Genomic DNA, 18925 nt, shown 5'->3' on the forward strand with positions numbered 1-18925 from the left:
CCTTCCCTTCTCCCCTTGCGGGAGAAGGTGGATCGGCGCGATAGCGCCGAGACGGATGAGGGGTGTTCCAGCGGAGTGAAGCGTTGGTGAGAGGCGCAGTCGTGGCTTTGCAAGCATATCGCCAAGCTGGACCACCCCTCATTCGACCTCGCTTCGCGAGGCCACCTTCTCCCGCAAGGGCAGAAGGGAAGACGCTACTCAGCGTCCCCCGGCCCTTCGCTATGGCTCCGGGCGCTTGAGTCCTTCGGAACGTCCATTGGACGTTCCGATCCGCCTGATGGCGGACCGGCCTCTCGCCCCTTGAAATCCTTCGCCAAGAGATAAAGCTCTACCGACTCATCGCGCGAGGCGGGTGGCTTGACGTGGTGCACCGACCGGAAATTCTTCTTGAGCATCGAGAGCAGTTCGTTCTCCGCGCCGCCCTGAAACGTCTTGGCGAGGAAATGTCCGCCCGGCTTCAGCACCGACAGCGCGAAATCGGCGGCCACCTCGCACAGATGCATGGTGCGGATATGGTCGGTCCGCTTGTGGCCGGTGGTGGGTGCGGCCATGTCGGACAGCACGACATCGGGGTCACCACCCAGCGCCTCGGCCAGCTTCTGCGGGGCTGCCGGATCGAGAAAATCCATCAGCAGCACCGGCGCGCCGGGCACGGCATCCATTTCCAGATAGTCGATGCCGATGACATGCGGGTTTTCCGCCGTCGATTTCGTCCGCGCGGCCGCCACCTGGCACCAGCCGCCGGGCGCGGCGCCAAGGTCGATCACCTTCATGCGGGGCTTGAGCAAGTGATGCTTGTCGTCGATCTCGATCAGCTTGTAGGCCGCGCGCGAGCGGTAGCCGTCGGCCTTCGACCGCTGGACATAGGGATCGTTGATGTGGCGCTGCAGCCAGCGGCGCGACGATTCCTTCAAGCCGCTCTTCTTCTTGATTCGCGTCTTCAGCACGCGAATGCTGGCGGAGCCTGGTTTTTCCGGTTTCTTGGTCATTGGTTGATTTCTTGCTTGAGCATGTGCGTCTCGCGGAGGGCTTCCCCCACTCCGTCGCCGCTTCTCGGCGCCACCTCTCCCCCCTCCGGAGGGAGAGGAAAGGCGCCAGCCGGCGCACGCTCGCGCCCTTCCTCTCCCCCGTCGACCGGGGGAGAGGTGTCGAGCGAAGCTCGACGGAGTGGGGGTCGACTGCTCATTGCTGACGAGGTCCTTAGATTCGGGATCATGCCCTGCCCCGCCCATCGTTGCGCCAGACGCCGTCATCGGCCATCAGCTCGCTCAATATGCCCTCGCGCAGGCCGCGGTCGGCGACACGCAGCCGCTCCGACGGCCACACCGCGCGGATGGCTTCCAATATAGCACAGCCGGCCAGCACCAGATCGGCGCGATCCGCGCCGATGCAAGGGTTGGCGCAGCGCTGCTGGAAATCCCAGCCAACCAGCTTCTCGACCATGCGATCGACGCTGTCGCGGTCCATCCACAGCCCGTCGACACGGCGGCGGTCGTAGCGCTCGAGATCGAGGTGGACACCGGCGAGCGTCGTCACCGTGCCGGATGTGCCGAGCAGATGGAAATTCGGGCTGGCCTTGAGATGGCTCAGCCGGTCGCGGCCATCGAACGCGGCCAGCCGGCCGGCGACGTCATCGACCATGGCGGTGAAAATCTCGCGCGTCACCGTGCGGCCGCCGAAACGTTCGGCCAGTGAGACGACGCCGACCGGCAGCGACGTCCAGGACACGATGTGGTTGGCGAGCCGCGGCGAACGGCGGCCGGTGAGGTCGATCAATGCGATTTCGGAAGAACCGCCGCCGATATCGAACAGGACGACGCCCTGCGTCTCGCGTTCGACCAGCGAGCCGCAGCCGGAAACCGCCAGCCGTGCTTCGGTCTGGCGGTCGATGATCTCGAGCTTCAGGCCGGCCTCGCGCTCGACGCGTTCGAGGAATTCGACGCCGTTCTCGGCCGAGCGGCAGGCCTCGGTGGCGATCAGCCTGGCCTTCCTGATCTTGCGGCCGCGCAATTTGTCGCCGCAGACTTTCAGCGCCTCGACCGCGCGGTCCATCGCCGGCTGGCCGAGCCGGCCATTGGCGGTCAGCCCCTCGCCCAGCCTGACGATGCGCGAGAAGGCATCGATGACGCGGAACTGGCCGTGACGCGTCGGCACCGCGACCAGCAGCCGGCAATTGTTGGTGCCGAGGTCGAGGGCCGCGAAAACGGGAAGCTCGTGCACCGGAGGCCGACGGGTACCCTGTTCGGGGCGTGGTGTTGGAACGACCGACGCGATCACCGCAGCCGCCGACGGAATAGGCGCCACTGCCAGGACCGCGGCCGTTCCCGGCATCGGCGATCGATTGTCCTGCGGACGCGCTTCATCGCGCGCGAAAACCTTGCGCCCGCGCCTTCGCTTGCGCCGCTTCTTGGGCTTGCCCTTCTGGTTGTGGGTCGCGTCGCCCGCCTGCCCGTCAGCGGAGCGAGGCTCCGTCGGGCGGCGTTGCTGCCAACCGGCCGTCCCCGAGCCCGATGGCCCTGGGGAAGCGCTGGACGCGCCCACCTCCGGCGCGCCTGCGCCGGTGTCGCGGTCTTCCACTGTCGTTCCTTCCGGCGCCGCGCGAACCGGGTGACGGACGCAGCAGGCGCTTTGGCATGTTTCAAGTTGCCGCCAGACTAACAGTGCCGCGCCCGATCACCAAGAGCCGGTTGCTGAATTTTGCCGGCTGGCCGCGCGGCCGCCTGCGCGACAAGTGTTCGCGGTTGAATAGCCGGCTTCGATGAGGCATTTCTGAAATGGACTGAGGTCACCGGGCAGCCGGCCTCCCACCATCAGGCAAAAAGGAAGCGGAAACGCAACGCATGGCAGTCAGGCAATGAACTGGAGACGCTATTTCTGGCCGGTCGTCGGCATCGCCGCGGTGATCTTCTCACTGCTGCTGCTCTGGCACGAACTGCGCGGCATTTCGCTCGACGACGTCTGGGAGGGTCTCACGGCCATCCCAACCCGCGGCTGGGCGCTGGCGGGGCTGAGTTCGGTCATCGCCTATGCCTCGCTCGCCGGCTACGACCACATCGCCCTGCTGCATATCGGCAAAAAGGTGTCGTGGCTGTTCGTGACGCTCTGTTCCTTCACCACCTACGCGCTGTCGCACAATATCGGCGGCTCAGTGTTCTCCGGCGCCGTCATCCGCTACCGCGCCTACGGCACCAGGGGCCTGACCGGCCAGGATGTCGGCGTGCTGGTGGCGATCTGCTGGATCACCTTCGTGCTGTCGACCATCCTCGTCTCCGGCCTCGTGCTGGTCTTCGAGCCGCAGGTTCTCGACCGGTTCTCCGGCATTGCCCATCACGGCCTGTCGGAAGCGGCGGGCATCGCCATGCTGATCCTCGTCGCCGCCTACATATTCGGCAGCTGGCTGCACCTGCGCCCGCTGAAGATCGCCAGCTTTCAGGTGCATTATCCAGCACTGCCGATCGTCGCCAGGCAATTGCTGGTCGGCCCGATCGAACTCCTGGCGGCGACCGCGATCATCTTCTTCGCCCTGCCCGAGGCCCACAATCCCGGCTATTTCGTCGTGCTCGGCATCTTCCTCGTCTCGTTCTCGATCGCCCAGATCTCGCACGCACCGGGCGGCCTCGGCGTGTTCGAGGTGGTGTTCCTGGCCGGGCTTTCGGACATGGACCCGGTCGGCGTGCTGGCGGCGCTGCTGGTGTTCCGGCTGTTTTATCTCATCATCCCGCTGATTCTCGGGCTTGGCGTCGTGCTGTTCTTCGAACGCTCGCAGTTCAGCCGGACAGAGAGCTGAGGCGCGGGATAATTGCCTTGCAAGCACCGAGGTCAGCGCCGCCCCTCATTGCCCTGCCGGGCATTTCTCCCCGTATAGCGACGGGGAGAAAGATGCTGGTGGCGGCGATTTCGCCAACCGCCAGCGGCACATAGGAAGCGACGTAGCGGCACCTCCCTTCTCCCCGTCCCTATACGGGGAGAAGGTGCCGGCAGGCGGATGAGGGGCAGCGCAAACTTGTGCGATTTGGCCGATTTGAGCCGCAGAGCAGGCTTGACTATTTTCCGCTGGCGGCTACAAGGCAGCGCTCAAGCGGCTCAGCCGTTCGGCCCGCGCGGTCCATGACCACGCCTGCTGGGGAATAGGTTAACGGTAGACCCACGGACTCTGACTCCGTTAGTCCTGGTTCGAATCCAGGTTCCCCAGCCAAGATTTTTCTCAACGAATTCAGACCGTTAGCGCCTTCCTCGCCTCGAGTTTCGTGTTGCATTGGATATGTCGGTAATTCGTAGCTAATCCGTTGATTTTCTGTTGTTTCCTAGAAATTCCCGTCTGGTCATTGCAACACGAGTGCAACACGAATTGCTTCATTTGTGCTTGGATTGTTCCACAACGGATGCCGATGGCGCGCGCCATTTTTTTAAGATCGCGATCCTCCCTATCCCCATATTTCCAGATTGCCGGCGACACGAGCAGGTCATGCACTATCGGCACCAAGCAGGTGATGAACAGGCCACGTCAATCACTCCGCCGAACCAGAACGAGCCCGACCAGATGGTCGATCTCGACCCGCCACCGCCCTCCGTGAATCGTCGCCATCGCACTGGCGATCGAGGTGGCGTCACGTTCGACCCGCATGGCCGGATGGTCTGGAGACCTGACGCCTGCCGCCATGGCCCGGAGCGCTTCCAGCTCAGAACTCGTTTCCAATTTCAGCGCCGAGCCGGCAGGCACAGCACTCGGACAGGCTCGGGCTCGCCGGCATAGGCGCCGATCTTCCGGACCATCTCCCGCCCTTCGACATAGCCGGCGCCTGTGAAGCCCGACCCCAGCCAGAGATGGTCTTCTGGCCCTTCGTCGTCGGCTTCTGTCCAGCCATCGAGCCCGACGCCGGTCTGGCCGCATTTTTCCGTCCAACCTAAGAACGACTCGCGGTCCTCCTCGTCGTGCGGCTCGTCGAGGATGTCGCCGCCGTGCTCGTTTTCGACCTCGCACTCGTCCTGCTGAGATGACCCTTGATAGGACCAAGTCTGATTTCGGCTGCCATTGTAGTCGTTTGACGCGCCCAAGGTGGGCTCCCGATCGTGGCCATCCTCGTCGTCGCCGGTATCGAACTCGACGTCTTCGGTGAAGCCCGGCTGCCCTGCCGCATTCCAGCCGAGCGACGGCTCGTCGTCGCCGGTCGCCTCAACGTCGGAATCGCCGTCGATCTCGTCGAGCAGCGCGATCAGGCTCTCGATCGTCGTCGCGAGCTGCAAGCGAAGGGTCGGCGTCATCGCTAGGAAGATGGTGCACTTCGACGGCACAGCTTCGCCGGCCGCCGGAACATGGGTGTTCGGCATGGTGGTTGCTCCAAAAGTCGCGATATGCGATAACCGTTTTTGTGTAACGTTACGCGATTGAAGTCAACTGATTTTAGGTAAGGTTTCGTAAAAATGGAAATGTCGCCGTCACAGTGCCGAGCCGCCAGGGCGCTATTGGACTGGTCGCAGGCGCAGCTGTCGGCCGCAAGCAAGGTCGCGACAAAGACCCTTGCCGACTTCGAACGCGGTAATAGGACACCCTATGACAGGACGTTAGCCGATGTGCGCGCCGCGCTTGAATCAGCGGGCGTCGAATTCATCGCCGAGAATGGCGGCGGCGCCGGCGTAAGGCTGCGGAAACCGCGCTAGTTCGGACTAATCGGGCTATCGATTCGGGGTGATCTTGCTCAATCAAAGGGTTGCGTCGGGGTTTATCCCCAGTTTTCACAAGGAAATCAAAGTCAACGGGCAATGATTCACAGATTGTTACACCTGTGGAAAACCTAGCCAAGACATTGATAACGCGTCGTTTTCTGGCGAAATTGGATCAAAACAGGAACATACCGCCTGTTAACACTCGTTGCCGAGTGCTTGACGCGTGACTCCCCATCAATACGCTCGATGGCGATCTTGTGATTGAAGAGAAGCCGCCGCGGATTGCCTCCCCCGACGGCTTCTCGAAATCACATCCTGCATTGGTTACCCCAAGGCGCAGGAGGCGGCTTATGTCAAGCGGGTACAAACTGTCCCGTCGAACCGCGTCGGTCAAGCCTTGGGGCGTCTTTAGGTCAAATAAAGGAGACCCAATTGACCGAAAATCCGCACCCTACCCAGTCGATCGACTTCGATGCAGCCATCGAAGTGTGGCTTCTTCGCCGCCAAGGCTGGTATCAGCACCAGATCGCGGCTGAGTTCCATGTGAACCCAGCTCGAATCAACGAGGTGCTGAAAGAGCGCAAGCACGTCGGCAGCAAACAGGAAGCCGACCGACGCAGCCACTAGGCTGAGACTTACTACTCTCTGCGCCGGCCGGCGTTCGCGCTGGCGCAGAGGGCTTTCGCGTCCCGTTACTCGGACCAACAAAATGATCAATCCCACGCACCAAGCGTTCCCCATTGAGTCGAACCTCATCGGACTGATGGTTATCGGCTACAGCGAACTCGATATTTCTCTATGCTTTGTCGGCGGCCTTGCCCTGGGCGAACAGTTTGCTGTTTTGGACGCGCTGCATGCCATCGATAACGAAGGGACGCGCCTTGACGTCGTGAGCCGCCTGGTCCGCCATGTCATGGTGGCAAAGGGCCACGAGGCCAAGTTCGCCGAGGCGATCGGCGCGATGCGCTACTGTAAGGCGGTGCGCAATCAATATGCGCACGCTCAATGGGTGCACATGCAGGGTAGAATGATGTTCACCAACGCCAGGGACATTTCCTGGAAACCGGACGGGAAGATGCGGTGGAAGCTCATCGACCTGGCTCTTCTCAAAACGCAGGAAACCTATTTCGAATACACGCGGAAATGTCTGTTGTGGCTGGAGGCCAGTTTCAAATGGCCGGATCGGCCCATTCTATGGCCCGAACACATGCAACAGCCGCCAAAGCATGAAGCCGCACAGGACGATCAACATCAAGGTTGACTGCGCCGCCGCCTAGGCGCACCGCCACCGAGCGCCCTTACAGATCAGCCGCCGAACCCCGCCGACCATCACAGCGCCAAGCTGTGCATCGCCGTGTACACGCGGCGTCAGGGAGCACCCGTTGAGCGCTGTTCAGGCGTCAGCGCGTGATTGGTGAAGGCCAGGTTTCGATCCCCTCGCCCTGCGTCGCGGCAAGGCTGGCAGAACAGCACCTTTATCAAGTCCCAGTGCATGCAGCCGTGATCTTCGCCCAGGCGATCGACGAGCGCCTGAAGGTCTAGCTTGACGTTGCGGTGGCAGGTCATGCAGTCGACCGAAAGCCCTGTGCCGCTCTGCAGCTTCTTGCCGAGGGTGTTCTCGACAAACGGATATTTCATGGTCATGGGGGACAGGCGATCTCCGTTGAAGGGTTCGCCGCAACGGAGGATTATATTCCTCATCTCGATGGCGCCGGCAAGTGCCCTGCTACGTTTCTTCCCGGAAATCCTGCAGTGATGCATGCCGCAGGTCTTCCTCGCCGCGCAGGTGCTTCACGCGGCCGATCAGCCCCGGCTTGACCCATTGCGTCGCCGGTCGCTTCATGCCCTTGGGTGCGGCGCCTGCGTGTTGCTGGACACGCTGCCAGAGGCGTTCGCGCATCTCGCGGTTCAAGGTGATGAATGCAGAGCCGACATAGCGCCCGGTGCCGCGCTCGGCCATGAGAGCGAAGGCCGGCTTGCCAGGCTCCCGCTCGATGCCGAGCAAATCAAACTCGCCGACCGCGTAGCATTTCGCTTTAAGCCAGCTGGTCGAGGGTCCGCTGCGATATTTGCTGTCCTTGCGCTTTGAAACCATGCCCTCAAGCCCGGCCTGGTCGACGAGGTGAAACACCGCTGCGCCAGTCCCCGGCAGCGCCTCGCTGAATTGGATGCGTCCACCGGCTGGGATCATCTCGGCGAGGATCTCGCGCCGATCCTCCAACGGCATGTCTCGTAGATCGTGGCCGTTGAGGTAGAGCAGATCGAAGGCAACGAAATATAGGTCGTGCTGGCGGCGGGTGATCGCCTTGCGCAGCGCGCCAAAGTCGGACAGGCCGGCATCGTTCAAGACAATGATCTCGCCGTCGAGGATGGCGCACTCGACGCCGAGCGAAGCCGCGACAGCGGCGAGGTCGCGGTACTTCGACGTCCAGTCGAGGCCGCGCCGGGTGAAGATCCGCACGCCTTCCTCGTCGATGATGATCTGCGAGCGGTAGCCGTCGAACTTGACCTCGTGCGACCAGCCGTCGCCCTCCGGCGGCTTTTCGACGAGCGTCGGCATCAACGGAGGAATGAACGACAGCCGGACCTCCCCGCCCGCAAGCTTACGCATTGGAACTCCCACGCAACTCGAATTTGATTCAATATCGCATGGTCGTTTCAGTTCCGTTAGCGGTGACTGATATGACCCCGTCGGGAAACGCAGAAGCGCCGCACTTCTATCGGCGAAAATTTGCACTAGATATTGAGGTTTGACGGACTGCATTTTGATTGAGGTTTTTTGAGCGCAGGCGACAGGATTTCGATGCTCATCTTTTCCCGACGTACGCTGCAAACTGCCATCGACACTGTCTCTGGCCATATGCCGGACCCGCAGTTGCGTTCACTTGTCCGCGACATAGAGAAACCGAACAAAAACGGCATCCCTGGTGTCTGGGAGCTCTATCTCCTCGCTGGTCATATCCTAGCGCACAAGGTGGAAATCGAGCCGACGCTTGCCAACGGCAAGAAGCCGGATCTTCTGTTGTCAGAGCACCTGATTTACACCGACATAAAATCGATTTCGGATGATCAGGCTCACCGTGACTATCCAGTTGGATTCTTCATGGAGTGCCTATCGGACCAGATATTGCGGCGCTTGCCCGTAAAGGGGGACTATTCTGTTGTTTTCGGTTCGCGCAAGGAGACCATTGATGGCCACCTGGTGTCCGTTCCGGCGCTGCCGCCGAAAGCCGATGTTGCCCAAATCACCAAGAAAATCGCCTTGGACCTCAGACTGAAGGGCGGCGACTTTAAACATCCCTTTGAACATTCAGTCGTTTTCGACGAGGTGCCCACCAAAATATCATTCGAGCCGGGTCGCCACGACCGCCCCACGCTTGCCTGGAATTCAGCGCATTTCACGACGCATCGCAGACACGACCGCGAGGTCGATTCTGTAGCGAAAAGCGCTCTCGATGGGGCGCGGCCGCAATTGGAAGCAGCACCGGAAGGGTCGCTCAGAGGTGTCTACCTTTGTGACGGAGGCACCGAACTTTGGACGAAGGGCGCTGCCCACAAAACCTATCCGATACATGACATAGTGCGGCGCTATATCGCTTCGTCTTCGTGGCTCGACTTCGTCGTCGTCCTTTCCGTAGAGCAGGACCGTGATCCGCCAGATTGGATGGCGCGCTCGCTAAGATCACGACGAGCGACTTACAAGGTCAGCCATAGCGTCATAGCTCGCGATGAGGCCCCTCGCGACAAAGTCGATCGTCTGGTGCAGGAAGCGCTGGCCAAACTCGATCCCCCGCTCCAGAACATTGAAAGCGCTTACGCCAATCGCATGAAAACGGCCAAAAGCATCGGTTTTCGAGGAGGCTGGACGTCTATGGGAGAAGACAAATTTCGAATTCCAGCGCGGTCGCTCGGCGAAATACTCGCCGGTGGCAACGCTCGATCGATCTTGGACGGCGACGACGATCGTCCGGGGATCTCAGAAAGGTTGGCGCAATGCCACCGGGATGGGCGGATGATCGTCAAGACTGAGCTTGTAAGCGGTCGACCAGGTGATGACGATTGGGTCGACATCACCTTTGGCCCGCGCGACGCTGCCGCCGGGCCGTTTCAGTTACCAAACAAGACGGTTTCATCTGATGTGGATTGACATTGACGGTGAGCGAATCCTTTTTGCCGACTGCTTGAATCTCGGCCACGAACGCGTGGTCGACGAGCAGCATCATCTCTACCTGCTCAAGTATCGCAGGCGTTGCCTACGCCTCGAAGACGGACGGGGAACCTGGCTGACGGACGAAGAGGCAATCGCCCTCGCCAATGAACTCGGCTGCGATCCGATGGATGCAATAGACGATCCGTTCGATCCGACGCCGATGCAGTAGCAGGAGACGCGTCTAAACGCGCCGCCAGCAAACGCCCTACCAAGGCCACCAAGTCATCGCCAGCACCGTGGCGCAGGCGATGACAAAGATGAGCTTGTAGGCCATTCAATCCCGCCCCAGCTTCTCGATCTGTTTCTTCAACTCCTTCGGGTCGCCGCGCGCGGCCATGGCGCCGATCGACAGCGCCTCGGCGGCGTCGTGCCTCCGGCGCGTCGAGGCGAAGGCCAGGAAGCCGATGATCTGGCGCGGTGTGTAGCGCCAGACATCGGCCGCCTGGTGGCCGTTGGCGATCAGGCGTTCGACCGCGCGCGCAAGGTCGTAGCCGGCGCCACGGGCGATGCTGCGCCGCCGACCGTGCCCATCAGAGCGGTCAGCGACGCCGCGAAAGGGGCTGGGCCCCGCGGCATGGTCACGCGCAGGATCGCAGCGAGCAGTTCGGCCTTTTCGTCTAGCGCCAGGTTGGCGGCGTTGGCCTCGTCGAGGCCTTCGACGCCAGCCGAAACGACCGCCGCCAGAATCTCATCGGTCATGCCGAGCAGCTTGGCATAGTCCCACTGTCCGGACGCCCACATCTTGCGCAGGTCTGGGAAGCGAGCAAGCAGGTCGGCGATCGACTGGACGGCGACGCCGCGTACAACGGCGGCGACGCCGCGCACGGGCACCGTCTCAGTCAGGGGTGCGATGGATAGCAAATCGGGCATTGTGTGTTTCCTTTCGTGGTTTCGTTTTCAGCCGTTACAACAGCGCGGACCAAAGGGCCGCCCTCACTCACCTATTCGCCGCGGCCGTGCGCGAATGCGAATTTTCTTAAGGCTTGCAACCACAGCTCTCTTCACGCCTGGCGCCAGCGGATATTTGAGCAGATCGTCCCTTGCATCAGCCGCGCGCGCGACATAGGCGCAGTCAGCAACATCGCCTTCGGTCGCATCGACCGCCTTCAGCAGAATGCCGATAACGTCGGTGACCAGGTTGCCGGCGATGTCAGTCTCACCGCTGCATGCAACCAGCTTGCCAGCCGAAAATTCCACCACCTGGCCAGCGACGAGATTCTGGCCAGCGGCGACGGTTGCTGCCTCGCGAGATTTGAAGTCCGCTTCCTCGCTAATCAGGAAACTGGGATAGCCCCATAGCAGGCGACGGCGGTCCGCCTTAGTTCGCCGGAGTGTTTGAACAGCGGCGCTCTTTGCCAGGGTATCGATGCGCCGTTGCTCTTGGAATTCAACATATCTTTGGCGCGCGCCTTCATAGTCGATCGTCATAGCGATCACGCCTCGCCTTCCTTGCCGTAGGCGGCCGAGGCGATCTGAGCCGCCGACATCATTGCCAGGACGTACTCATTGCCGAAGGCCTGCCATAAGGTGAACGGCACCGACACGCTGACGGTCGTGCCGTCCTCCATGTCAAAACGCATTCCGACCCACTCGCCTTTCGGCGCAGGCCCCAAGCGAAAACCCATGATGTGATGGGCCTTGAAGTCGCCGAACTGATGTTGGAATTCCGCCTGATTTGCTCGCACTTGCGGGTTCTGCGGGTCGTAGGCCTGCGGAATCGTGCTCGGATCGAAGTCGGGCATCATGTTTGAATCGCCCATGTTATCTCCACCCCGGTTTGCGGCCAGTACTAGTTTGCGAATGCCTAATCAGCTCCCTTTGCAGCTGGTTCATCGCGATGTTGCCGATCGTAATGTCGTCGATCTGTTGGCCGCTATTGAACTGCAGGAGCAGCGGCGTCCTGTTCGAAGATGCCGAAGCCGCCGGCGCCAGGCTCATGCTAGCAAGGCCGCCGCTGGCAAAGCGCGGGACCACCAGCGAGCGATTTAGATTGTCGACGACGCCGCCCAGGCTGAAGCCTCGCAGGCCCTTGAGCGACGGCAGCACGCCCTGATTGAGCATGGCGACGGCGTCGAGGCCAAGCTTCCTGACGGCGGCGGCCCGCAATACGAATTCGCCGGGGCTGAGCCATGCCAGGATGTTGTCGGACTTCGGACCGCCGGCGCCGCGGATCAGACCGCCCTCGGCAAAGCCGCCATGCGAGCCCCCGGCGGTCGAGGCCAGCGAGCCATCGCCGCCGGCCGCAGCGCGCAGCTGGGCGGCTGCGGCGGCTGCCTGGCGTAGCGCCGAGAGGATCCGCGCAATCGCGCTCTCCACCTGGCCGGCGAGACTGGTGACGATGCCGCCCAGCCCGGCGAAGCCACCCTGCAGCAAGGCGCGTACGCCGTTGAGGATGGTGGAAAACTTTCCGGGCAGTGTCTCGAACGGCGCCACGACCGCCTCGGCGGCCTGCTGGGCGGCGCCGGCGTCGAGACTGCCTAGTGAGCTGTTGAAACCGGATGCCGCCTCCTCGGCGGCCGGTGCGATCTTGCTGATCGAATTCGTGATGCCGCTGTCGATGGAATCACCGGCGTCTTGTGAGGCGCTGCCAAGATCGTCGATCGATTTCTTGCTTTCGTCGACGGCATGCGCAACGCCGTCGATGACCGAAAACGTCTGTTTCGTGATGCCGGCGCCACCGCCCCGGAAAACCTCGATCGTCTTGCCGAGAGCCTCGACCTTGCCTTTGGTCTCGTCGACGGCTGCGCCGGCATTCTTCAGTCCAGCGTTGGCATCGGTGCCGAGCGCCTGGAAGCCGGCGCCGGCTTGCCTCGCCTGGAACTGCGCGTCGGTGATCTTGCCGGTCAGCAGGTCGAGGAAATCGGCTGACGGCTTGATCTGATCCTGTAGCGACTTGGCGCTTTCCGCCAGCTTCAGGAAGGCGACAGCCGCATCGTTCAATTTCGGATTGGCGGCGCCGATGGCGGCGACCGCCTTCAGATAGGCGTCGAGGCCGCCGCCGGCGGCGAAGTCCTTCAAGGCCTGGCTGAACGGGTTTTCCTTGGCTGGCGCGGCGGCGAGGTCGCGCAGGCGTTTCATCTCCGCCTCGAGCGCCGGCACCAGGTCGCCGAGCGCATCGCGCGTCTTCAGGATCAACCCGTTGCGAATCTCGTCCGTCATGTTTTTGACGGCATTGCCGGCTTGCAGATAGGCGTTCTTGACACCTTCAACCTGGCCCTCGTGCCGCTGCAGGGCCGCCGTAGCCTGGTCGGTGCGCGTCGCCCAAAGCAGGATGCCGCCGCCAATTGCCGTGATCGCCGCAATCCAGGGATTGGCTCGGGCGAGCCCGAACAGCAGGACGATACCATCCTTCGCCGCGATGACGGCGCTATACAGCGCTCGAAATGCTCCTGTCGCCTGGCCGGCCAAAAGCACCAGGCCGATTGCGTCGCCCGAAACATTGGTTCCGAACACGGCATTGACGCCGATGGCAACCTTGTCGAGCACCACGCGAAAATCGTTCAGCACGCCGATCACGATGGTGAACGCCTGCTGCATCGATTGACCAAAGGCGATCGCGTCGTCGCGCCATTCCAGCACCCAACGGTTCTGCACCTTGGCATCGTTGCCCGTCAGCGCGTTGACGAAGTCGAGCATGACCGGCAAGGCCTTGTCGGCGATGTCCTGGGCAAAGCCCTGGATGGCCGGCCGCAGCGCCTTGATGCGCTCGGTCAGCGCCGTCGCCGCCTGGGTGATCGCAGGAGCGAACAGCAGACCGAGCTGCAGCTTCACGCCGCGCGCGGCGGCCGAGACGCTATCGAGTGCATCGCCAAGGTTGTCGCCGATCTTTGCCTGGGCATCGGTCAGCGTGACGCCCAGAGCCTTGGCTTCGGCGCCGAGGTCGATCAGTCCGCGCTTGCCCTCATTGAGGAACGGCAACAGCTGGGCGCCGGCCTTGCCGAATAACTGGATCGCCAATGCGCTTTTCAAAGCGCCGTCAGGTAACTTCGAAAAGGCGTCAGCGACGTCGAGCAGGATGGCGTCTGGCGAGCGCAGGTTGCCGGCAGAATCGCGAAGGGAGACGCCCAGTTTCTGGAACAGGCCGACCGCCTGTTTCGAGCCCTGAGCAGCGGCGCCAATCGTCTTGTTCAACTTGGCCATGCCGGCATCGAAGTTGCCCTGCTCTACGTTCGACATCTTGGCCGCGAAGGCGAGCTTGGTGTACGCCTCTGTGGTGATTCCGGCGCTTTGGGCGGCCTTGCCCGCCTGGTCGGCGGCCTCGCCAGACGACTTGGCCACATCGAGCAGTGCCACACTGGCACCGCCCACGGCCGCAGTGATGCCGGCGCCAAGCAGGGCGACGTTTCGGACGAATGAGGTGATATCGCTGCGAGCCTTGCCGAGCGACGCCGAGAACTTGGCAAGATCAGCCTTGTTCACGGCGGATTGGATGTCCTTGAAAGCCCGTTCCCCAGCCGCGCCGAGTGCCTTCAAATCAGCAACGATGCCGGCGACGCCATCGAAGGACAAACGTGTCTTGATCTCATTTGCCATGGTCATTCGTCCTTGAGGTTTTCGGCGAAGTACTGGCCGAGCTTTGCGGCGTTCGCCGCGGTTATTCTGCGCAGGTTGAACCGCTTTTTTAGGGTGACGTCGTCGACGCCGACGAAGAGCGGAACGACTTGTTTCGGCCCGCCACCGGCGGCGCCCTTGCGCAGCCTGGCGTTGGTGATCTTGCCAACGCTGCCGCTCGCCCGTTGTCGCGCAGAGATGCCGATATTGGCGGCCAGGAGTGGCGGCTTGCCTTCCCGGTTGATTGTGAACAACGGCCCGATCTGGCGGATGTAGAGAGCCGGCGTCATGCGTTGGCGCCCTATCCTCTTGGGCGCGGTCGGCAACGGAAGCCACAGCATCGGCTTGCCGTGAACGCTCCCACCGGTTTCGAAGATGTCGGCGTATTTGATCGTGTCGAAGATGAGTGCGGCGGCACCGACCGAGGCCTGGCCGCCCTTTGGGTAAACGTTGGCGCGGAAACTGTTCGCAAACCGGTTCGAAAAGCCGGCGCCCTTGATGTCGGCGCGACCTTCCCGCTTAATGTTCGTCGCGGCCTGGTTCATCGCGCCTTGCGCTGCCTTGGCCATGATGCCTTGGTTGCGCTGCATCGCGCGTTCGAACGCACCGGCCGGCGCGGTCATGCGAAAGCGAAGTTTGCCGACCATGCTCTCAGCGATCCTCTCTTTGATCGATTTCGCCTAAGTCAAATTCAACGCCGCCGGCCCGCTCCTGGGTCTCACCCTCCTTCGCCAGCAGCACCAGGGCGTCGGCAGCTTGGCGCTGGATGCGATCCTTGATTTCTCGCAACTTGCGGCGCACTGCCGGCTCACCTTCCCGCGCCGCTATCAGCAGATCGCCCGCGAAATTCGACAGGTCGATCGCGCGCACGATCGCCTCGCCCGCCCGCACCATGGCGTCCTCGACCTGCTTGATCGGCACCAGGTTTTTGATGCGCTCTTCGTAGTCGAGCCGACGCAAGGCCGCTTCGTATTTGACCTTGTCGGCAGCTGCGCCTTGTGGCTTTGGCGATCGTCGCGAATGCTGCGTGACGGCCGGAGGCGCTCGGCCTTCATCAATCGGCGTTTGTTCATTGGTCGCCAGGTCGAAGGCAGCGAGTTCGACCGTGATGGTTCCGCCAGCTCCCGGCTTAGTCTCGATGGACCCTTCGGCCGCCAGGCGCTTGACGCGCTTTGAGATGGCCGCGCGGCTGACGCCTCGGCGCCGGGCGATCTCGGCGAGCGTCAACCACAAGCCGATTTCCTCGCCGTCAACTTCCGTCAACATGTCAACCACGTTTCCAACCCCTCTGACTAGCGAACCCTCGGGCTACGCCGTCCCGCATACGGTTTGAAGCGGGGAAGGACCCAAGGCAGGGGGGTGTGCTGATCATGGCTGGCGCCACAGCAAGCAAGCGAGAAGGATGGGTCGGCCGCTTTCGAATTCGTCGGCGAGACAATCACTCGCTGACAGCAGCATCAGCAGCCATGACATAGGGCCGCCAACCAATGCAGAGACCAACGTTGCGACCAACCGCCCTGCCCGCCTCGGCATCTTGCGTGGTGCAACGAAGACCGGCCTGCTGGTCATGGTTTCACCGTGTGCCGAAAGGCGGTGCGGTGCTGGTCCACCAGTGCGTTCAACTTGTCGGCTGCGAGCACCGTGTCGAGGTGCCTCCACCACGCGTCGATCTCAACGGCCTCTGCAATTGCCGCATGGTTCAGCGGTCTGCCAAACGCCAAGTGATCAAGGACTGCCGTAAGCGCACCATTGGCGATTTGCTGGCGAGAGACACCCTTGGCGCGGCGTCGTCCTTGCTCGCACACCGCCATGACGTGCCCGGCGTCTGGCAATCCATGTTCCTCAAGATACCTGCTGTTGGCATCGGCTTGCGCCGCGTCCACCTGGCCGATCAGATCCCCAATTCTCTGGCCGCTCAGCCAACGCTCCTTGATGGCGGCAGCAGCTACAGCCTCCACCGCCGGCCAGTTTCGCGCGATCAGCTCTCGCGCTTCAATCGCACAGAACCGGCGCATGGCGATCTCGCTCTTGAAGCTCGTTGCCGCTAGCGCAAGCAGGTTGCAGGTTGTCTCCTCATCACTCCTCGCGCTCGCCGGCACCCTTGACCGCGGCGCCACCTTTCTTTGAGCTGCCGCACCAGCCATGGTGATGATCAGATCTTCCGTCATTTTCTGGCGAGCGAATGCTATTCTGAGATCCCTGTCCTGGATCTGATGGCGTGGTCTCTTGTCAAAGTGCACCTGCCCGTCGAATGCTCCCCGATCGTCACATCCTGGGATCGTCGTCAGGTGCTCTATCGTCCAACCCAGCTTGGAAGCGGCGACCGCGTGGCCTGCTTCATGATGGGCCACGACAAACAGCCGGCTGGCCGAAATATCGGTCGGACGAAATGCCAGGACGTTAGGATCGGCAGCCATTTTCGGTCACACGTCGACGCGTTCGAGGATGGTGCGCGTATTGCGGTCGATCCTCGGATCAACGGCAGGCCTCAGACGCTCGCGCTTTGCCGTCTCGATGCGATCGAGGATGGCCGATGCATCCTGGCCGATTTCACACATGAAGCCGGTGTTTCCCCAGGGCACCCAAACATCCGCCTCGCCGACGTGAAAGGCAGGCAGCTTGATCGAGGCGGCGAGCGGAACCGGCTGAGCCCATCCCCGCTCGACAAGGATTTCCACCTCGCGGAACTGCCGCAGTTCGACATCAAGGTCGTTGCCGCCGCCGCGAGGTAGCTTGCCGGTCTTCCCATCTGCTTTTGGCACTATCCGGTCAACGTATTGTGCCTCTACCTTGCCCCAGCCTTCGGCGTCTTTGGTGTAGTACCAGGTCATGGGAAGCAGCTTGGATTTGCCCCTCTGCTCGGGCTCGCCAGGTAAACCCCGCATGATCAACTCGAACGAAGGCAGACGCGTCGCGTCGTCCGGCAAGTTGGCGTTGGCAGCATTGATGGCAATTTCCGCCTCTGCGATCTCGCGGATGAGGTCCACAGCTGCCTTCCCTAGCGCTTCGTATCGCTGCTCGATCTCGGCCACCCTCTTTGGCGTCGACAGCGCCGCGGCCTGTGCGTACAACTTCTCCCGATCTGCGCGCGTCTGTTCCGCCTCGATGGCCGCAAGGCGCTTCTGCAGATCCTCCTGAATGGCGGTGGCGCGTTCGATGTCACGATTGGCTTTGACGATCTCTGCCTCGATCGCGTCGATGTCGCTGTCCTCACCGCTGCCGAGCAAGGCGCGGCGTTTCGCTTCAAGCTCAGACGCCCGGCTCTCCATCGCGTCGATGTCAATCAGCGCCAGTTTGGCCCTTACCTCGTCTGCGCCGGACTTCGGCTTGCGCACGACTGCTACGAAGTCTTTCCAATTCAGTTTGATGTCCATCCGAGTGGCCTTTCAGGTTCACAGCGCTCAGCGAATGCCGGCGAGCCGTTGTTCCATTTCCAGTTGCGAGCGCAGCATGCGGTTGCGAATGGCTTGGACGAGGTCCCGCCCTTCGAGGATCTTGCAGGTGAAGAGTGTCTCGCCACGCTGCGCGCGAATGTGAGCGCCAGCATCGGCGCCGATAGGTACCGCCGAGATCTCCCATGGCTCCCAGTCGATCACGCGATGCAGGGGAACGTCGCCACGGCGTTCGGTTTTCTCGACCATCAACACCCGGTAGCCGACGGAAACGTTTCGGATCACACCCTCGGATATGTCCTTGACGACGCCGGCAGCCTCGGATCGCCCGCTAAGCTTGATCTTCGCCAAGCCCTGGCCGCTTTCCAGACGGGCGCTGCCAGGCACCACCGAGCCGATCACAGCAGCAAGATTCGAGCTGGAGTGTGTATCGAGGAACGGGGCGCCGCTGTTGAGGCGACCAAGCCGTGTGGTCGAATTCGAAACAACAAGCTCTTCGTCGAATTCGCCGTTCTCCCAGGATCGCCGGCGAACCGTGGCGCCTGTGGTCCAGATGACGTCGACCGTATTCGCGCCTTTGTCGAACGATGCACTGCGCACAGCGGCGGCCCGCTGGAACTGTGGCAACTGGATGATGTCCGCCATGATGGATCGTCTCGCAAATCAGTTCGTTCGTCGCGAGAACGGTGCGGCACGAAACGCGCACGCGCCATGCCTCGAAACGCGCAAAACGCGCGCGAAAATGCCAGTTTCGCTGGCTGCAAGATCAAGACCAGCACCATCGGCACCCTTTTTCCCTTCCTGCACCCTCTTGGACTTCAGCAAGTCATTGCTTTCGCAAGCAAATTAAGACCAAAGGTCGCGATGGTGCCGATGGTGAGGGTAATCTCCGATAACGCATATGAGAGCCAAGACGATCGCCCAATGCCAACGCCTTCGCAGTCATATGCGTACACGCCAGAGACCGGCACCATCGGCACCATCTGGATAACAATTTGATTTAGTGAGGTTTTTTGGGGTGCCGGTCGAGCGGCGGAGCGCGAGGATCGGCACCATCAGCGCCCTTTGGTGCGCTTGGACGCCAGGGGCAGCTCCCCGGCTATGATTT

General features: G+C 62.0%; 20 protein-coding genes, 1 tRNA gene and 1 pseudogene. 8 read left to right on the forward strand and 14 right to left on the reverse strand.

What is annotated here, in order from left to right; all coding sequences use genetic code 11:
• Positions 1–194: 194 nt before the first annotated feature.
• Positions 195–989, reverse strand: coding sequence for an RlmE family RNA methyltransferase (locus FJ978_RS07680; RefSeq protein ID WP_140571445.1), 795 nt, complete (start codon positions 987–989; stop codon positions 195–197).
• A gap of 223 nt (positions 990–1212) precedes the next feature.
• Complete coding sequence (locus FJ978_RS07690) at positions 1213–2577, reverse strand: Ppx/GppA phosphatase family protein (protein ID WP_140571448.1); 1365 nt, start codon at positions 2575–2577, stop codon at positions 1213–1215.
• 277 nt (positions 2578–2854) lie between these two features.
• Here FJ978_RS07690 and FJ978_RS07695 point away from each other — a divergent pair, with 277 nt between their 5' ends.
• Together FJ978_RS07695 and FJ978_RS07700 are read left to right on the forward strand one after the other, a co-directional pair.
• Complete coding sequence (locus FJ978_RS07695; protein ID WP_140571450.1) at positions 2855–3787, forward strand: lysylphosphatidylglycerol synthase domain-containing protein; 933 nt, start codon at positions 2855–2857, stop codon at positions 3785–3787.
• 334 nt (positions 3788–4121) lie between these two features.
• Positions 4122–4195, forward strand: a tRNA-Gln gene (locus tag FJ978_RS07700).
• 503 nt (positions 4196–4698) lie between these two features.
• Here the strand turns inward: FJ978_RS07700 and FJ978_RS07705 are convergent.
• A complete protein-coding gene (locus FJ978_RS07705) occupies positions 4699–5328 on the reverse strand; it encodes a hypothetical protein (protein ID WP_140571452.1) in 630 nt (209 codons plus the stop codon).
• A 93-nt stretch (positions 5329–5421) separates the two neighbouring features.
• Between FJ978_RS07705 and FJ978_RS07710 the strand changes: the two are divergent.
• The 3 genes and pseudogenes from FJ978_RS07710 to FJ978_RS07720 form a co-directional block, all read left to right on the forward strand.
• Positions 5422–5649 (forward strand): annotated as a pseudogene (locus FJ978_RS07710) (helix-turn-helix transcriptional regulator); the annotation flags it as partial.
• Between the two features lie 447 nt (positions 5650–6096).
• Positions 6097–6291, forward strand: coding sequence for a hypothetical protein (locus FJ978_RS07715; protein ID WP_140571456.1), 195 nt, complete (start codon positions 6097–6099; stop codon positions 6289–6291).
• An 82-nt stretch (positions 6292–6373) separates the two neighbouring features.
• Positions 6374–6925 (forward strand): hypothetical protein, encoded by a 552-nt coding sequence (locus tag FJ978_RS07720; protein WP_140571458.1) that lies wholly within the window; start codon positions 6374–6376, stop codon positions 6923–6925.
• A gap of 107 nt (positions 6926–7032) precedes the next feature.
• On the opposite strand, the gene FJ978_RS07725 is transcribed toward FJ978_RS07720, so the two are convergent.
• Together FJ978_RS07725 and FJ978_RS07730 are read right to left on the reverse strand one after the other, a co-directional pair.
• Complete coding sequence (locus FJ978_RS07725) at positions 7033–7308, reverse strand: hypothetical protein (RefSeq protein WP_140571460.1); 276 nt, start codon at positions 7306–7308, stop codon at positions 7033–7035.
• Positions 7309–7390: 82 nt separating this feature from the next.
• The gene (locus FJ978_RS07730) at positions 7391–8275 is read right to left on the reverse strand and encodes an ATP-dependent DNA ligase (protein WP_140571462.1); all 885 of its coding nucleotides are present in this window, start codon (positions 8273–8275) and stop codon (positions 7391–7393) included.
• A 192-nt stretch (positions 8276–8467) separates the two neighbouring features.
• On the opposite strand from FJ978_RS07730, the gene FJ978_RS07735 reads away from it, so the two are divergent.
• Both FJ978_RS07735 and FJ978_RS07740 read left to right on the forward strand, forming a co-directional pair.
• Positions 8468–9811, forward strand: a complete 1344-nt coding sequence (locus tag FJ978_RS07735) for a hypothetical protein (protein WP_140571464.1) — start codon at positions 8468–8470, stop codon at positions 9809–9811.
• Complete coding sequence (locus tag FJ978_RS07740) at positions 9801–10043, forward strand: hypothetical protein (RefSeq protein WP_140571466.1); 243 nt, start codon at positions 9801–9803, stop codon at positions 10041–10043. The genes FJ978_RS07735 and FJ978_RS07740 overlap by 11 nt, the downstream gene beginning before the upstream one ends.
• A 290-nt stretch (positions 10044–10333) precedes the next feature.
• Here FJ978_RS07740 and FJ978_RS07745 read toward each other — a convergent pair whose 3' ends face one another.
• The 9 genes from FJ978_RS07745 to FJ978_RS07785 form a co-directional block, all read right to left on the reverse strand.
• Positions 10334–10744 carry a hypothetical protein gene (locus tag FJ978_RS07745; RefSeq protein WP_140571468.1) on the reverse strand — a complete coding sequence of 137 codons (411 nt, stop codon included), beginning with the start codon at positions 10742–10744 and terminating at the stop codon, positions 10334–10336.
• Positions 10745–10807: 63 nt separating this feature from the next.
• On the reverse strand, positions 10808–11302 hold the full coding sequence (locus tag FJ978_RS07750; protein ID WP_140571470.1) for a head decoration protein: 495 nt from the start codon (positions 11300–11302) through the stop codon (positions 10808–10810).
• Positions 11303–11307: 5 nt separating this feature from the next.
• Positions 11308–11634, reverse strand: coding sequence for a hypothetical protein (locus FJ978_RS07755; protein WP_140571472.1), 327 nt, complete (start codon positions 11632–11634; stop codon positions 11308–11310).
• Position 11635: 1 nt separating this feature from the next.
• Positions 11636–14407: a phage tail tape measure protein gene (locus tag FJ978_RS07760; protein ID WP_140571474.1), complete on the reverse strand. Its 2772-nt coding sequence runs from the start codon at positions 14405–14407 to the stop codon at positions 11636–11638.
• A 2-nt stretch (positions 14408–14409) separates the two neighbouring features.
• Positions 14410–15072 carry a DUF6441 family protein gene (locus FJ978_RS07765; RefSeq protein WP_140571476.1) on the reverse strand — a complete coding sequence of 221 codons (663 nt, stop codon included), beginning with the start codon at positions 15070–15072 and terminating at the stop codon, positions 14410–14412.
• A gap of 4 nt (positions 15073–15076) precedes the next feature.
• Positions 15077–15691, reverse strand: coding sequence for a helix-turn-helix domain-containing protein (locus tag FJ978_RS07770; protein WP_140571478.1), 615 nt, complete (start codon positions 15689–15691; stop codon positions 15077–15079).
• A 299-nt stretch (positions 15692–15990) separates the two neighbouring features.
• Entirely contained in the window at positions 15991–16842 is an 852-nt protein-coding gene (locus FJ978_RS07775; RefSeq protein WP_140571481.1) for a hypothetical protein, read from the reverse strand.
• Between the two features lie 6 nt (positions 16843–16848).
• Positions 16849–17799 (reverse strand): hypothetical protein, encoded by a 951-nt coding sequence (locus tag FJ978_RS07780; RefSeq protein WP_140571483.1) that lies wholly within the window; start codon positions 17797–17799, stop codon positions 16849–16851.
• 27 nt (positions 17800–17826) lie between these two features.
• Entirely contained in the window at positions 17827–18462 is a 636-nt protein-coding gene (locus tag FJ978_RS07785) for an HK97 family phage prohead protease (RefSeq protein WP_140571485.1), read from the reverse strand.
• A 66-nt stretch (positions 18463–18528) separates the two neighbouring features.
• Here FJ978_RS07785 and FJ978_RS07790 point away from each other — a divergent pair, with 66 nt between their 5' ends.
• Entirely contained in the window at positions 18529–18816 is a 288-nt protein-coding gene (locus tag FJ978_RS07790; RefSeq protein WP_140571487.1) for a hypothetical protein, read from the forward strand.
• Positions 18817–18925 lie beyond the last annotated feature (109 nt).

The organism is Mesorhizobium sp. B1-1-7 (assembly GCF_006442705.1).
Taxonomy (GTDB): Bacteria; Pseudomonadota; Alphaproteobacteria; order Rhizobiales; family Rhizobiaceae; genus Mesorhizobium; species Mesorhizobium opportunistum.